Raw genomic sequence first — 14,950 nt, 5'->3', positions numbered from 1 at the left:
TATGTTCCTTCTTTTAAGCCGCTTTCTGCGACGGCTTTTTGGAAAGACCGAAGTCTTCGGGGAAATGGTCGAGTGCCGACAGCACCGGATACGGCGTCATGCCGCCCATTGCGCAGAGTGAGCCGGAAACCATGGTGTCGCAGAGATCGCGCAGCAGCGTCACTTGTTTCGGCGAGGTATCGCCGGCACGGATCTTCGCGATGACTTCAACGCCACGAGTCGACCCGATCCGGCAGGGTGTGCATTTGCCACATGATTCGACAGCGCAAAAGTGCATGGCGTACTGGGCGAGGTCGGCGAGATTCGACGTATCGTCATGAATCACGATGCCGCCGTGTCCGACCACCGCGCCAACTGCCGCATAAGCTTCGTAGTCCATGGGAATATCCCATTGGCTTTCGGGCAGATACGTTCCGAGCGGACCACCGACTTGCGCAGCGCGCGCCGGCCGGCCACTTGCCGTGCCGCCGCCATATTCATAGATTAGTTCGCGCAACGTCACGCCAAAAGCCAGTTCCACGAGGCCGCCTTGCTTCACATTGCCTGCAATCTGGAACGGCAGCGTGCCGCGCGAACGACCCATGCCGAAGTCGCGATAAAACGCCGCGCCCTTGGCGAAGATGATGGGTACGGTGGCCAGCGTGATCACGTTGTTGATGACCGTCGGCTGGCCGAACAAACCCACGAGCGCAGGCACCGGCGGCTTCGCGCGGACTACGCCGCGCTTGCCTTCCAGCGATTCCAGCAACGCCGTTTCTTCACCGCAGACATACGAACCGGCGCCCTTGGCCACTTCCAGTTCGAATGCCTTGTCGCTGCCGAGCACGTTTGTGCCAAGCCAGCCTGCATCGCGGGCTTTATCTATAGCGCGGTTCAGCGTCGCAATAGCGTGCGGATATTCGCTGCGCACATAGATATAACCCTTCGTCGCCTTGGTCACGATCCCCGCGATGATCATCCCTTCGATCAACATGTACGGATCGCTTTCCATGACCAGCCGGTCCGAGAACGTGCCGGAATCTCCTTCGTCGGCGTTGCAGACGATGTACTTTTGCGGCGCCAATGCAGCCCGCACCGTGCGCCATTTGATACCGGCCGGGAACGCTGCACCGCCGCGTCCGCGCAGGCCCGATTCGAGCAGCGCTTCGCAGGCGGCGTCGCCATCGGTTTCAAGCGCCTTACGCAAACCTTCGAGGCCACCGTGCTTCACGTAGTCATCGGTGGAAAGCGGGTCCGTGATGCCAATGCGCGCGAACGTCAGGCGTTGCTGCTTGGCAAGCCACGGTAGCGTATCCACCACGCCGACGCGCTTTTCATGCGCGCCGCCATTTGCCAGATCGGCATCGAAGAGGGCGGGGACATCGTCTTCATCGACATTCGAATAACCGATGCGGCCTTCCCCCGTCTCCACTTCCACCAGCGGTTCCAGCCACAGCATGCCGCGCGAACCGTTGCGCACGACTTCAACTTCAATACCGCGTTTCTGAGCTTCAGCCGCAACTGCGAGCGCGACACGGTCAGCGCCGAGCGCCAGTGCCGACGAATCGCAAGGGACGTAGATGCGCGTCATACCAGGTCCTCCGCGCTTGCGCGCGCCGCTTCATACAGCCGCTCGAACTTCTGGGGTGTGACGCGGGCATGCAACTCGCCGTTGATGGTCATGGCCGGCGACAGCGCGCATTGCCCGAGGCAATACACGGTCTCGAGCTCCGTATCAGTTTGATGACCGGAATCGAACTTGCACCCCGTATGCCCTTCAATATGCGCCGCCAGCGCCTCCGTGCCCATGCTCCGGCAGGCCTCGGCACGACACAGCTGCACGGTCACGCGCGCGGGCGGTTCGGAGCGGAAATGGTGGTAATAGGTGATCACGCCGTGCACTTCCGCGCGCGACAGCGACATGGCCTGAGCGAGCGGGGCGATGACATCGGCGGGAATGTAGCCGGCTTCGTCCTGGATGGCGTGCAGTACGGCGAGCAGCGACGCACCCTTTTTCAGATGGCGCGCGACGCGCTCATCGGGCGTACCGGCCGGCTGATTCTGGTGGTTATGAGGCATCTGGACCATGTGGGGAGTCTCCATTGCTCGGTATATGTTTTATAAATGCATATATCGGTCTTATAATTTGCTGCACCGAGCCCGTGATATGCAAGATACGAGGCTATCGGGTCGAAGGCAATAGGAACTGGGACTACATATGATCGATGTCGAATGCCGTACGGAGCTCGTCCTGCGCGACGCCGCCGGCCGCGAAGCCAGTCTCAGCGCGGCCGTGCCGCTTCTGCTGCTCGTTTCACAGACCGGCAGCATTGCGCAAGCCGCGTCGGCTAAGGGTTTATCCTATCGGCACGCGTGGGGCCTTTTGCGCGACATAGAGACACGGTTGGGCGGCGCGCTGATAACGAAGTCACGTGGACGCGGGTCGGTGCTGTCGGAGCTCGGCGAAGCCGTGTTGCGGGCGCAGCGTCTGTCGAACGAGCGGCTCGACGGGCCCCTTCAGGCGTTGGCCAGCGAAGTGGCCGGCGAACTGAACCGACGGCTGTCGCGCACGGTGAGCGAGATACGGATTCACGCCTCGCACGGGTACGCCGTCGCGGCGCTGGTGGGCGCGCTGGCCGCGAAGCAAATTCCCGCCGACATCAAGTATCGCGAGAGTGCTGAAGCCGTCAGCGCGCTCGCGCGCGGCGAGTGCGAGCTGGCGGGTTTCCACTTGCCTATCGGCGAATTCCGCGCGAGTTGCGCCGAGATCTACCGCCCTTGGCTGGACGCGGGGCGGCATCGGCTGATTCATCTGACACGGCGCACGCAGGGCTTGTTTCTGCCGAAGGGCAATCCCAAAGGCATACGCGGCTTGCACGATCTCGCCCGCGACGACATCCGCTTCGTCAACCGTCAACCCGGCTCGGGCACGCGCATGCTGCTGGATCTGGCGCTGCGCCAGATTGGCGTCGATCCTGCGAGCATCAACGGCTACGCCACCGCCGAACTGACGCATTCGGCCATTGCTGCGTTCGTCGCGAGCGGCATGGCCGATCTTGGCTTCGGGGTACAGCCGGCCGCACAGCAGTTCGCGCTGGACTTCATCCCGATTATCGAAGAGGACTACTTGTTCGCGTGCGACCGCGACAAACTCAACGACGCCGGACTCAGCGGCCTGCTGGAGGTGCTGCGCAGCGACGCGTTCCGTGACAGCGTGGCGCATTTGGAGGGCTATGACCCGGCTTTTTGCGGGCAACTGCTGGAACTCGAGGCGGCGCTCAGCGGAGCGACCGGAAACGCGCGGTAACCATTTGGCCGCGGTCTGTCAGGCCGATCCGGAGCCTTACGCTTAGAATTACGCTAACCTGATGGTTGGCGAGGCTGGCTGGTGGGGTTGCGTGCGACGTTGCGTCGCGGTTCACCACGCCGGAAATGCCGCTGACCAAACGTTTAACCGACGACCGTTTTACTCACCGTTACTGCTGCCATGAAATTGCTTTTGAGCGTTGCCGCGTTGACCGCGTTCGTTGTTAGCGCCGTTGCCTTTGTGCCCGTCGCTTTTGCCCAGAATTCCCCTGGTATTCCCGGTGGCATCCTGCAGGATCAGTTTCGCCTGAAAGAACACCCACAGATGCCGTTCGCTGCTTCCGCACCGTCGGACAAGTATCAGAACGGCGTGTCGGCAAAGCGCAAGCGCGGCGACCTGGGCGATCCGAATGGCTGTAACTTGCAGTGCCCGCCGGACCAATAAGCCTGCAGGACGGCTGAGTGATTTTAGGCCCGCATGCGGCGGCTGGTATTAAAGCCGCTGGCTTTCTGTGTGCCGCCAGCTTAAAACCGTCACAACGCCGGAGTCCGAGATAACCGGCTAAAAATGCCGTTTTTTGCTGCGGCTTAATTTCACGGTTTAATTCTGCCAAACGGCGTTAACCCTGCCTTTTACCCCCGACTTTCCGCCGTGCCGGCGTCTACGAAACGTCTTCGCCGGCTTAACGTTTGTTACCCCTCATTACCGACCGATTAATGCTACCTGATGGCGGTGTGCGCTGGATGCGCTCGGGTATCTTAATGGTGTGTGCATTGAGCGGAGTTCAATGACATGCGTATTTAATAATTTCATTAAAAAAATCAAGCGAGCCGGCCGACGTCCACGTCAGAGAAGCGTGGTCGCGGGGATGCGGATAAGTACTTATCCGTATGACGGCATGGCCGCAATGGGACATTCGGATCGCCGAGGGGAAGACAACAAATGAGAATTCTTCAGGTCATTCTTGCACCCCGATTATCTGGTGCAGAGGTGCTTGCAAAGGGCGTGGCCATTGGGCATCAGCGGGGCGGTCACGACGTTTGCATTACTTCGCTGATGCCTGAGCACGACGATTTCCAGCACATCAGCGCCGAATTGCGCACGAACAATGTCGTCTGTTTTTTCCCGCAGCGCTCGCTTGGCAGGGTGGGGCGGCTGCTGTTCCTGCATCGCGCTATTCGACGGTTCAAACCCGACATCATTTTTGCGCACGCGACGATTCCGGCCTTGTACGTGCGCGCGCTGCCTACGCGCGTGCCGATCGTCTGGGTCATGCATTCCGGCGCCAACGACTTCGCGAACAACGCGCTGCTATTTGCCGAACGTTTGCTGTCGGGACGGGCGAAAGCGGTGATTGGTGTGTCGCAGAAAAATATCGACGATTACGTCAAGGAAGTGGGTTCGCATCCCTCCATGATTGTGGTGCCGAACGGCGTTGATATTTCGCGTTTCGAACAAGTGAGCGAGCCGTTGCCATCGACCGGTTTCAGGCAGATCGTCCAGATCGGCCGGTATATCCCGGAGAAAAATCAGTTGCAAACGGTGCAAGCGTTTTCGCGCGTTGCCGCGGCCGATCCCGACGCGCGTTTGCTCCTGTGCGGTGTGATTGAAAACCTCGAATATCACGCGGCCATCCTGAAACTGGTGAAGGACCTGGGGTTGAGCGATCGCGTGAAGGTGATCGGGCCGCAATCGAATGTCGCGGAGATTTTGCGCGGGTCGCACGCGTTCGCCATGCCGTCGAGTTTCGAGGCGCACAGCATCGGATTCCTGGAGGCGCTGGCGTCGGGAATTCCTGTCGTGGGCAATGAGATTCCCTCGTTCGCGTTCGCCAATGAGTTCCCGGGCGTTGAACTACTCGATACCAGCGACGCCGATGCCTACGGCCGTGCGTTGCTCGATGCTTTGTCGCAGCCGAGAGCCACGCGGCCGCTTAATGGTTTGACGTTGCAGAGCACGGCCGACCGCTACCTGGCGATTGCCTGCGATGTGCTTAATCCGCGAGTAGGGCTGAGTTGATTCAGTTGAATCGAGTGGATTAGATGTGAAACGCGTCGCCGGATTTTCGGCGGCGCGTTTTTGCGTTAGGGAGGCGTGGTCCGGATCTGTGGGCGCGGTGAGACGCGCTCGTATGCGGCTACGGGACGGTGCCGTATTCAAACGTGGCGCCAGTCAACGGCAACAAGCAGCCGTCGCCAACAGACAAAAAACCCCCGCGCAACTCAAGCTGCGCGGGGGCTTCGGTCAAACTTTAGTGATACCAGAAGGCTATTTGGTGGAGGCGGCGGGAATCGAACCCGCGTCCAGTAGCGCTCTACGACCAGTTCTACATACTTAGTTCTATCATTTAATTTAACCTGGCGACGCGGACGAACACGCTTCGCTTCGGCGATTCACTAAATTTTCGACCTTGGCGTCGTGACACCGACAAGGCTTATCTGACGTATATGACCTCTCGCGGTATTGCTACCGGTCTTGCGACTCTAGTCCGTCAGTAAACTAGGGAGAGGCAGGCGGCCCTTAGGCTGCCAGTGCGAACGTTTCGTCGTTTGCAGTTACGTTTTTCCCATTGATTTACGAGGTGACGGGTCCTCGGTATGCCCTAGCCGCTTCGCAACCCCTGTCGAAACCAGGTCGCCCCCGAAGCATTAATTATTATCTCACAGTTTCGTCCGCATTTTCGCCGGAGAGCCCATCAGAAAGCCGCAGCCGTCACTATGCATCGATACGCGTTATTGCACGTCGCGTAGCAGATGTTGCAACTCAATTGTCGTTTCCACCACGTGATCCGCATGCCACCGGTTGGGCGGCAAGTCCGTCCCGCAGTAACCGTAGGCGGCCGCCACCGTGACCATGCCGGCCGCGAAACCGGCCTGGACGTCGCGCAGGTCGTCACCTACGTACACCACACGCTCTGGCGCCTCTTCCATTAATTCTGCGGCATGAAGCAACGGCGCGGGATGCGGCTTCGAATGCGGGGTGGTATCGCCGCAAACAAGACAGGCCGAGCGCTCAGCCAGTCCCAGCAGCGCCACTAGCGGTTCAGCCAGCCGCGTCGCCTTATTGGTCACAATGCCCCAGCGCACGCCGCGTGCATCGAGTTGATTGAGCAATTCGTCGATACCCGGAAACAGCGTCGTCTCGATACACAAATCCGCTTCGTAGTTGGCGAGAAACTCCTCGCGCATGGACGCGTAATCCGGATGCTCCGGACCGATCTCGAACGCGCCGCCCAACAGGCCGCGCGCGCCCGCCGACGCCAGCGGCCGTAAAATTTCCAGCGGTCGCATTTCAAGCCCGCGGTCGTGCCGCATCTTGTTGACCGCTGCAACGAGGTCGGGCGCGGTGTCGGCGATGGTTCCATCGAGGTCGAACAGCACCGCGTGGCAAAGCTTGAGCCGCCTCTTGTCAATCTGATGCTGGGGCAGCGGCGTCGGGTCGTCGCTCATGAAAGTCCGTACAGGTTCGATGACGCTCGGAGGCGTGGGGTCGGCGTCACTTGGGCGATCGGTCATGTCTGTTCCCGTCAGGCAACACGGCGGCAAGCCATCAGATAGTTGATGCTGGAGTCGTTAGAGAGGCCGAAGTGCTTGCTGAGCGGCCGGTAGGTAATCCCCTTGATCTCGACGATATCAAGTTGCGCGGAACGCACGTATTGCGCAAGTTCTGACGGCTTGATGAAACGCGAGTAATCGTGCGTGCCGCGCGGCAGCATACGGGCAATGTATTCCGCGCCGATCACCGCGAACAAATACGCCTTGGCATTACGGTTGAGCGTGGAGAAAAACACCCAGCCACCGGGTTTGACGAGCGTTGCGCACGCCTGCACGATCCCCGCGGGGTCCGGCACATGCTCAAGCATCTCCATGCAGGTCACCACGTCATAGGTGCCGGGTTCCCGCGCCGCCAGCGTCTCGGCAGCAATCTCCTCGTATTCCACCTCAACGCCGCTTTCCAGGCTATGCAGGTCAGCCACGCCCAGCGCGCTCGACGACAAATCCACGCCTTTCACCTTGGCGCCACGCACGGCCATCGATTCAGACAGGATGCCGCCGCCACAACCGATATCCAGCGCGCGTTTGCCCGGCAGATGTGCATGAGCGTCGATCCAGTCGAGTCGTACCGGATTGAGTTCGTGCAGCGGCTTGAACTCCGCATTCGGGTCCCACCAGCGGTGAGCCAGCTCGCTGAATTTTTGAAGCTCGTGGGGATCGGCATTGATCATGTGCGCATAGCCTTGAAACATAAGGTCGGAAACGGTCAAGCACCAAGTATATAGGCGGTGGCGAGAGCCGGTGAAACGAGGCAAGGGACCAGCCCGGGCGAGCAGTCGGCCGCGCCAGGCATGCAGCAAGACGCGTAGGGCATAAAAAAAGCCCCGCCGAAGCGGGGCTTTGATCCTGCGGCAATCTGTCGCGAATTACTGCGGCTGACGCGAGGTTCCAACAACTTCGACTTCCACGCGACGATCCGGTGCGAGGCAGGCGATAAGTTGCTTGCGGTTCTTCTGGTTGCAACCCGTGGTAACCGGGTTACGCTTGCCCTTGCCTTCCGTATAGATACGGTTGGCTTCGATGCCCTTGCTGACCAAGTATGCCTTGACAGCTTGTGCACGACGCAGGGACAGGCGATCGTTGTACTTGTCCGAACCGATACGGTCCGTGTAACCCGTTGCGACCACGACTTCCAGGTTCAGGTCGCCAATCTTCGATGCGAGATCGTCAAGCTTTTCCTTGCCAGCCGGCTTCAGGATAGCCTTGTCGAAGTCGAACAGAGCGTCAGCTTGGTACGTAATCTTCTGGCTCTGGATGACCGGAGCAACCGGCGGAGCGACCGGCGGTTGCGGTGCCTGGGCTACCAGCGCGCCATCGCACTTTGCGTTGGCCGTTGCCGGGGTCCAGAACGCGTCACGCCAGCAAAGCTCGTTCGTGCCGTTCATCCACACGTATTCGCCCGTGCCGTTCACCCAGTTGTCATTAACTGCCTGACGCGAAGCCGGGACCGATTGCGCCATAGCCGATGCAGCCATAACTGCGGTAGCTGCAATGAACGCGAGCTTTGAAAGTTTATTCATATTTCTCCTCTCGAAATTGAGATTACCGCAGGTTTACTGCGAGCCTTGTTGACAAAGACAAGTCATACATTGCTCGAAGTATAACATTACCGCGGAACAAAACGCTGTGTGTAGACTTCGAGCAGTGTCTAACTTTGTGCGTTCGCATTTTGCCATATCGTTCCCTTGCAACGATAAAAATATCCCCGGGGCCCCAACGCCCGCAACCTTATGTGGTGCATGCGCAACAAGACGGGGCGTGGGAAAAGCAGGGTTTGATAGGTGCCGAACCTGCGCACAATGCGTGCCACCCCGGAACTTTTTCCAAAAACCTCAATACATTCTTTTCGACGGTTTTTCGCGCGTTAATTGGCGGCGTCAAAATCCGTGAGGGCGAATGATAGCGGGTTAGTCTGACGTTTTCACTTTGTTCCGTGCGGCAAATTGTAAGCTTTCGCAACGATTTGCTTTTGTGGTCCGAGTCATGCTGCTCATCGTCCGGGCTCGCGTTCGGGCTCCGTCCAGATCCTGCTGCTTTGTCCCCTAATTTGGCAATCCGCACCCTGCCGACTCTATGTATACGCGCCGGCCCCGGGAGCGGATGTCGCGCATGTTAGAATCGCGTGATGCGTTGCGTTCGCAATGCCGATGCTAAACGACGGTGAATCCGGGTAAAACGCCGCAAAAGAGGCTTTTATTCCGCGCCGGCGCCGCACAGTTCAAGACACGGATAAATGGATCAATTCGCCAAAGAGACCCTGCCAATCTCCCTTGAGGAGGAAATGCGCCGCTCATATCTCGATTACGCGATGAGCGTGATCGTGGGGCGAGCGCTCCCGGATGTCCGCGACGGCCTCAAGCCAGTCCACCGTCGCGCGCTGTATTCCATGCACGAACTGAACAACGACTGGAATCGCGCCTATAAGAAGTCGGCGCGTATTGTGGGCGACGTCATCGGTAAATATCACCCGCACGGCGACCAGTCGGTCTACGACACCATCGTGCGGATGGCGCAACCGTTCTCGCTGCGCTACATGCTGGTCGACGGACAAGGCAATTTCGGTTCGGTCGACGGCGACAACGCCGCCGCCATGCGATACACCGAAATCCGCATGGCGAAGATCGGCCATGAGTTGCTCGCGGACATTGACAAGGAAACGGTCGACTTCGGCCCGAACTACGACGGCAGCGAAAGTGAGCCGCTGGTTCTGCCTGCGCGTATTCCCAATCTGCTGATCAATGGCTCGGCCGGCATTGCCGTGGGTATGGCGACGAATATTCCGCCGCACAACCTGCGCGAAATCGTCGATGCCTGCATGCATCTGCTGAACAACCCCGACACGACCATCGACGAGCTGATCGAGATCGTTCCGGCCCCGGATTTCCCGACGGCCGGCGTGATTTATGGCGTCTCGGGCGTACGGGACGGGTATCGCACCGGTCGCGGCCGCGTCGTGATGCGCGCGACCACGCACTTCGAAGAGATCGACCGCGGCCAGCGGATGGCGATCATCGTCGACGAAATTCCGTATCAGGTGAACAAGCGCACGTTGCTTGAGCGCATTGCCGAGCTGGTGAACGAGAAGAAGATCGAAGGCATCTCGGACATCCGCGACGAATCCGACAAGAGCGGCATGCGCGTGGTGGTCGAACTGAAGCGCGGCGAAGTGCCGGAAGTGGTGCTGAACAATCTGTACAAGATGACGCAGCTTCAGGACACGTTCGGCATCAACATGGTCGCGCTGGTCGACGGCCAGCCGCGCCTCTTGAACCTGAAGCAAATGCTGGAGTGTTTCCTGTCGCATCGGCGGGAAGTGCTGACGCGGCGCACAGTATACGAACTGCGCAAGGCGCGGGATCGTGGCCACGTGCTGGAAGGCCTGGCGGTGGCGCTGGCGAATATCGACGAATTCATCCGCATCATCAAGGCCGCGCCGACTCCGCCGATCGCGAAGCAGGACTTGATGAACAACGCCTGGGACTCGGAAATCGTGCGCGAAATGCTGTCGCGCGCCGAAACCGAGGAATCGGGCGGGCGTCAGGCATATCGGCCGGAAGGGCTGAATCCGGCGTACGGCATGCAGGCCGACGGCTTGTACAAGCTGTCCGACGTCCAGGCGCAGGAAATTCTGCAAATGCGTCTGCAACGCCTGACCGGGCTCGAGCAGGACAAGATTGTTGGCGAGTACAAGGAAGTGATGGCGCAAATCGCCGACTTGCTCGACATCCTGGCGCGGCCGGAGCGGATTCGCGCGATCATCGTGGAAGAACTGGCGTCCATTCGTGCGGAATTCGGCGACGACCGCCGTTCGCGCATCGAACTGAATGCCACCGAGCTGAACACCGAAGATCTGATCACGCCGCAGGAAATGGTCGTGACCATGTCGCATACCGGCTACGTGAAGTCGCAGCCGCTGTCCGAGTATCGCGCGCAAAAGCGTGGCGGGCGCGGCAAGCAGGCCACGCAGATGAAGGAAGACGACTGGATCGACACGCTGTTCATCGCGAATACGCATGACCACATGCTGTGTTTCTCGAACCGTGGCCGTGTTTACTGGATCAAGGTCTACGAAGTGCCGCAGGGTTCGCGGAATTCGCGCGGCCGGCCGATCGTGAACATGTTCCCGCTGCAAGACGGCGAGAAGATCAACGTCGTGCTGCCGATCAAGGAATTCTCCGCCGATAAATACGTCTTTATGGCGACTTCATTGGGTACGGTCAAGAAAACGCCACTGGAAGCCTTCAGCCGGCCGCTGCGCAAGGGCATCATTGCAGTTGGCCTGGACGACGGCGATTTCCTGATCGGTGCAGCGATTACCGACGGCCAGCATGACGTGATGCTGTTCTCGGATTCGGGTAAGGCGGTGCGTTTCGACGAAAACGACGTGCGCGCAATGGGCCGCGAAGCCCGTGGCGTGCGCGGCATGCAACTGGAAGAAGGGCAGCAGGTTATTGCGTTGCTCGTGGCGGGCGGTGAAAACCAGTCAGTGCTGACCGCGACCGAGAACGGCTTCGGCAAGCGCACGCCGATTGACGAATACACGCGTCACGGCCGTGGCACGAAGGGCATGATCGCTATCCAGACGTCAGAACGTAACGGCAAGGTAGTCGCCGCAACGCTCGTCGAGCCGGAAAGCGAGATCATGCTGATCACCAATACTGGCGTGCTGATTCGCACGCGGGTGTCGGAGATCCGTGAAATGGGCCGTGCAACCCAAGGTGTTACACTCATCAGTCTTGATGACGGCACGAAGCTGTCCGGCTTGCAGCATATCGCCGAGGCGGAAGTGGCAGTCGAACTCGACGCCGATCTGGAAGGTGAAGCGGGCGAGGCAAACGACGCTGGCGAACCATCGGCCAGCACTGCGGCTGATGACGTTGACGCAGGCGACACGCCGGACGACACGCCGGAAGGTGATGAGGACGGCACGTCCTGACCGAATGTCCGCGTCCAGCGCCCGTTCTGTTTCTGAAAGCTTGAATGGATAAGCTGCGCGACTTGAGCAAATGCCGAGTCGCGCAGCGATGGAAGAAAAAATTTTTTAAGGGAGTAATGATGCAAAAACAGTTTAAACAATGGATGTTGCTGGCTGCTTTGGTACCGGCTTTCGCATCGGCTCAATCGCTCCAGAGCCAAGCTACGACGCCGGCTGCAGACGCAGCCACAGCGGCACCGGATCCGGCGAAGCAAGCTGCGATCAAGGACCTGCTGGACGCAATCGACGCGCAAAAGCTCGTCGGCGCCATTGGTAACAGCGCACAAATGCAGTCGAAGCAACTGGTTCCGGCCATCCTGTCCGACGCGTTGAGCGAAAACAAGACGATGAACGACAAGCAGAAGCAGGCCGCCGTTCCTCAGCTCCAGAAGGACACGGTACCGAAGCTGGTTGATTCGGCAGGTCAGGTCTTCGCGACCGACTCGTTCCGTCAGGACGCCATGCAGGCTCAGTACGACGCGTACGCGAAGTACTACACGACGTCTGAAATCAAAGACCTGACGACGTTCTACAAGAGCCCGACGGGTCGCAAGTTCATCCAGGTTCAAGACCAGGTTGGTCGTGACGTGGTGAACGGTCTGATGCAGAAGTACATGCCGCAATCGATCAAGGCCACCCGCGCGCAAGCGGACAAGGAAGTGGCTGCTGTCAAGCCGAAGTAAGCTAAGGCTGCCAGAACCCGCCGCCCGCCGCCGCTCACGCGGTTGTAGTTTGGCGGGTTTTTGGGACGGTGCGATAATGGCTGTTTGCGTTCAGACGCAAACAGCCATTTCTTTTTCGTGGCGTGGTTCAGGCGTTATTCAGCGTTCCGTTCGCGCTGGCGTTGTCTGCTAGCGTCCTCTTTACCGCGTCCGGCTTTTCGGGGTGTTTATCAGATGCGCGTGTTCAATTTCTCCGCTGGTCCTGCAGCAATGCCCGAAGAAGTACTCCGTCAAGCCGCCGACGAAATGCTCGATTGGCACGGTAGCGGCATGAGTGTGATGGAAATGAGCCATCGCGGCGCTGAGTTCATGTCGATCCATGAAGCCGCGCTCACTGATCTTCGCGATCTGCTGAAAGTGCCCGCGTCGCACAGGATTCTGTTCCTGCAGGGCGGCGGCATAGGCGAGAACGCGATCGTCCCGCTGAACATGCTGGGTGCGCGTAAAACCGCGGACTTCGTTGTGACCGGCTCGTGGTCGCAGAAATCGTTCAAGGAAGCGCAGAAGTACGGCACGCCCCACATTGCTGCAAACGGCAAGACGGAGCAGGGTTTCACGCATGTGCCGAGGATCGCCGAATGGCATCTTTCCGACGATCCGGCCTACGTCCACATCTGCACGAACGAAACAATTGACGGTGTCGAGACCTTTGAGATTCCCGATCTCGGTTCGGTGCCGCTGGTCGCCGACGCGTCGTCGCACATTCTTTCCCGCCCCATGGACATCGCGAAATATGGCGTGCTGTTCGGCGGCGCGCAGAAAAACATTGGCATGGCAGGCGTGACGGTCGTGATCGTGCGCGAGGATCTGCTCGACCGCGCGTTGGGGATCTGCCCGTCGGCGTTCGAATGGAAGACGGTCGCCGCGAACAATTCCATGTACAACACGCCGCCTACCTACGCCATCTACATTGCGGGCCTGGTGTTCCAGTGGCTGAAAAAGCAGGGCGGCCTGGAAGCCATGGAAGCACGCAGTATCGAAAAGTCGACGCTGCTGTACGACGCCATCGACGCCAGCAGTTTCTATCTGAACAAAGTCGAGCGTCAGTCGCGCTCGAGGATGAACGTACCGTTCTTTCTCGCCGACGAATCCCGTAACGAAGCATTCCTGGCCGGCGCGAAAGCGCGTGGCCTGCTGCAGCTGAAAGGCCACAAGTCGGTCGGCGGCATGCGCGCGTCCATCTATAACGCGGTGCCGCTCGAAGCGGTGAAGACGCTCGTTGAATATATGAAGGAATTCGAGCAGGCCAGCGCCTGAAATCGGGCCTGGCCTCCCATCCGATGCTTGGGTACCCAAGCCGGATCGACTCATCTCATACAACGCATGGACGACGACCTTAATTCACGACTCATACCGCTGCGCGAACGCATCGACGCACTCGACGCGCAGCTGATCGCGCTCCTGAACCAGCGCGCCGCCGTGGCGCTCGAAGTGGGCGAGGTGAAGAAGCATTTCAACGCGCCGGTGTTTCGCCCCGAGCGCGAGTTGCAGGTGATCGCGCGGCTTCAGGAAATGAGCGAAGGGCCACTCGCCGACGATCACATCAGCTCGATCTGGCGCGAGATCATGGCCGCGAGCCGCGCGCTTGAGCAGACGCTGCGCGCCGCGTATCTCGGTCCGGTCGGGACCTACAGCGAGCAGGCAATGTTCGAGTATTTCGGACATTCCATTGAAGGCGTGCCGTGTCCTTCCATCGACGAAGTGTTTCGTTCGGTTGAAGCCGGTGCGGCTGAGTTTGGCGTGGTGCCGGTTGAGAACTCCGCGGAAGGCGCGGTCTCGCGCACGCTGGATCTGTTGCTGCAAACGTCGCTGGTGATCAGCGGCGAACTGGCTTTGCCGATTCACCACAATCTGTTGACGGCGTCCGGCACGCTCAATGGCGTGACGCGCGTGTTCGCGCATCCGCAAGCGCTCGCGCAATGCCAACACTGGCTGACGGCGAATGCGCCCACGCTCGCGCGTCAGGCGGTATCGAGCAATGCTGAAGCGGCGCGGCTGGCGGTGGGCGACCCGACCATTGCGGCTATCGCGGGTGATCGGGCGGCCACGCATTACGGACTCGGCGTGGTCAGCGCGATGATCCAGGACGACCCGCACAATCGCACGCGCTTCGTGATGATCGGCAAGGAACGCACGGGCGTGAGCGGGTATGACCAGACGTCGCTGATCGTGTCGGTGGCGAACGAACCGGGCGCGTTGCTGAAATTGCTGGAACCGCTGGCACGTCATGGCGTGTCCATGACCCGTTTCGAGTCGCGCCCCGCGCGCGTCGGCACGTGGGAATACTACTTTTATATCGACGTGGAAGGACATCGCGAGGACGCAGCGGTCGCCGCTGCGCTCAAGGAGCTGGGCGAAAAGGCCGAGTTCCTCAAGATCCTCGGCTCGTACCCGCGCGCTCGTTAAGCCCTTT

General features: G+C 59.7%; 12 protein-coding genes and 1 other RNA gene. 7 read left to right on the top strand and 6 right to left on the bottom strand.

The features are described 5' to 3' along the window. Nucleotides 1–13: 13 nt before the first annotated feature. A complete protein-coding gene (locus SBC1_RS12660; RefSeq protein WP_165987843.1) occupies nt 14–1,570 on the bottom strand; it encodes an NADH-quinone oxidoreductase subunit NuoF in 1,557 nt (518 codons plus the stop codon). Beyond that, nucleotides 1,567–2,058 (bottom strand): NAD(P)H-dependent oxidoreductase subunit E, encoded by a 492-nt coding sequence (locus SBC1_RS12655; RefSeq protein ID WP_165093329.1) that lies wholly within the window; start codon nt 2,056–2,058, stop codon nt 1,567–1,569. The genes SBC1_RS12660 and SBC1_RS12655 overlap by 4 nt, the downstream gene beginning before the upstream one ends. Nucleotides 2,059–2,197: 139 nt before the next feature. On the opposite strand from SBC1_RS12655, the gene SBC1_RS12650 reads away from it, so the two are divergent. The 3 genes from SBC1_RS12650 to SBC1_RS12640 all read left to right on the top strand — a co-directional run bounded on the left by SBC1_RS12650 (nt 2,198) and on the right by SBC1_RS12640 (nt 5,305). Further along, nucleotides 2,198–3,286, top strand: a complete 1,089-nt coding sequence (locus SBC1_RS12650) for a substrate-binding domain-containing protein (RefSeq protein WP_165987841.1) — start codon at nt 2,198–2,200, stop codon at nt 3,284–3,286. A gap of 180 nt (nt 3,287–3,466) precedes the next feature. Next, nucleotides 3,467–3,730 (top strand): hypothetical protein, encoded by a 264-nt coding sequence (locus SBC1_RS12645; protein ID WP_165092259.1) that lies wholly within the window; start codon nt 3,467–3,469, stop codon nt 3,728–3,730. 498 nt (nt 3,731–4,228) lie between these two features. Next, on the top strand, nt 4,229–5,305 hold the full coding sequence (locus SBC1_RS12640; protein ID WP_165987839.1) for a glycosyltransferase family 4 protein: 1,077 nt from the start codon (nt 4,229–4,231) through the stop codon (nt 5,303–5,305). Between the two features lie 254 nt (nt 5,306–5,559). On the opposite strand, the gene ssrA is transcribed toward SBC1_RS12640, so the two are convergent. From ssrA to ompA, 4 genes are all read right to left on the bottom strand, one after another. Beyond that, nucleotides 5,560–5,928, bottom strand: a transfer-messenger RNA (tmRNA) gene (ssrA, locus tag SBC1_RS12635). A 90-nt stretch (nt 5,929–6,018) separates the two neighbouring features. After that, on the bottom strand, nt 6,019–6,735 hold the full coding sequence (gph, locus tag SBC1_RS12630) for a phosphoglycolate phosphatase (protein WP_165093324.1): 717 nt from the start codon (nt 6,733–6,735) through the stop codon (nt 6,019–6,021). A gap of 77 nt (nt 6,736–6,812) precedes the next feature. Further along, nucleotides 6,813–7,511, bottom strand: a complete 699-nt coding sequence (ubiG, locus tag SBC1_RS12625) for a bifunctional 2-polyprenyl-6-hydroxyphenol methylase/3-demethylubiquinol 3-O-methyltransferase UbiG (RefSeq protein WP_165092257.1) — start codon at nt 7,509–7,511, stop codon at nt 6,813–6,815. Between the two features lie 195 nt (nt 7,512–7,706). Next, nucleotides 7,707–8,360 (bottom strand): outer membrane protein OmpA, encoded by a 654-nt coding sequence (gene ompA / locus SBC1_RS12620; protein ID WP_165092256.1) that lies wholly within the window; start codon nt 8,358–8,360, stop codon nt 7,707–7,709. A gap of 713 nt (nt 8,361–9,073) precedes the next feature. Between ompA and gyrA the strand changes: the two genes are divergently transcribed. From gyrA to pheA, 4 genes are all read left to right on the top strand, one after another. Beyond that, entirely contained in the window at nt 9,074–11,776 is a 2,703-nt protein-coding gene (gene gyrA / locus SBC1_RS12615; RefSeq protein WP_165092255.1) for a DNA gyrase subunit A, read from the top strand. Nucleotides 11,777–11,895: 119 nt separating this feature from the next. Continuing rightward, complete coding sequence (locus SBC1_RS12610; protein ID WP_165093321.1) at nt 11,896–12,498, top strand: DUF2059 domain-containing protein; 603 nt, start codon at nt 11,896–11,898, stop codon at nt 12,496–12,498. Nucleotides 12,499–12,711: 213 nt separating this feature from the next. Continuing rightward, nucleotides 12,712–13,794 (top strand): 3-phosphoserine/phosphohydroxythreonine transaminase, encoded by a 1,083-nt coding sequence (gene serC / locus SBC1_RS12605; protein WP_165092254.1) that lies wholly within the window; start codon nt 12,712–12,714, stop codon nt 13,792–13,794. A gap of 66 nt (nt 13,795–13,860) precedes the next feature. Next, nucleotides 13,861–14,943: a prephenate dehydratase gene (gene pheA, locus SBC1_RS12600; RefSeq protein WP_165987837.1), complete on the top strand. Its 1,083-nt coding sequence runs from the start codon at nt 13,861–13,863 to the stop codon at nt 14,941–14,943. Nucleotides 14,944–14,950 lie beyond the last annotated feature (7 nt).

Source organism: Caballeronia sp. SBC1, from assembly GCF_011493005.1.
In the GTDB taxonomy this organism is placed as follows: domain Bacteria; phylum Pseudomonadota; class Gammaproteobacteria; order Burkholderiales; family Burkholderiaceae; genus Caballeronia.
Note: the sequence above shows the minus strand (reverse complement) of the source record. Positions and strands in the feature narration are given on the sequence as shown.

What these genes read in the sequence shown, in the direction of transcription:
- serC (WP_165092254.1), top strand. Translation starts at nt 12,712, where the DNA reads ATGCGCGTGTTCAATTTCTCCGCTGGTCCTGCAGCAATGCCCGAAGAA.
- gph (WP_165093324.1), bottom strand. Translation starts at nt 6,735, where the DNA reads ATGAGCGACGACCCGACGCCGCTGCCCCAGCATCAGATTGACAAGAGG.
- SBC1_RS12655 (WP_165093329.1), bottom strand. Translation starts at nt 2,058, where the DNA reads ATGCCTCATAACCACCAGAATCAGCCGGCCGGTACGCCCGATGAGCGC.
- SBC1_RS12610 (WP_165093321.1), top strand. Translation starts at nt 11,896, where the DNA reads ATGCAAAAACAGTTTAAACAATGGATGTTGCTGGCTGCTTTGGTACCG.
- SBC1_RS12650 (WP_165987841.1), top strand. Translation starts at nt 2,198, where the DNA reads ATGATCGATGTCGAATGCCGTACGGAGCTCGTCCTGCGCGACGCCGCC.
- pheA (WP_165987837.1), top strand. Translation starts at nt 13,861, where the DNA reads ATGGACGACGACCTTAATTCACGACTCATACCGCTGCGCGAACGCATC.
- SBC1_RS12660 (WP_165987843.1), bottom strand. Translation starts at nt 1,570, where the DNA reads ATGACGCGCATCTACGTCCCTTGCGATTCGTCGGCACTGGCGCTCGGC.
- SBC1_RS12645 (WP_165092259.1), top strand. Translation starts at nt 3,467, where the DNA reads ATGAAATTGCTTTTGAGCGTTGCCGCGTTGACCGCGTTCGTTGTTAGC.
- ompA (WP_165092256.1), bottom strand. Translation starts at nt 8,360, where the DNA reads ATGAATAAACTTTCAAAGCTCGCGTTCATTGCAGCTACCGCAGTTATG.
- gyrA (WP_165092255.1), top strand. Translation starts at nt 9,074, where the DNA reads ATGGATCAATTCGCCAAAGAGACCCTGCCAATCTCCCTTGAGGAGGAA.
- ubiG (WP_165092257.1), bottom strand. Translation starts at nt 7,511, where the DNA reads ATGATCAATGCCGATCCCCACGAGCTTCAAAAATTCAGCGAGCTGGCT.
- SBC1_RS12640 (WP_165987839.1), top strand. Translation starts at nt 4,229, where the DNA reads ATGAGAATTCTTCAGGTCATTCTTGCACCCCGATTATCTGGTGCAGAG.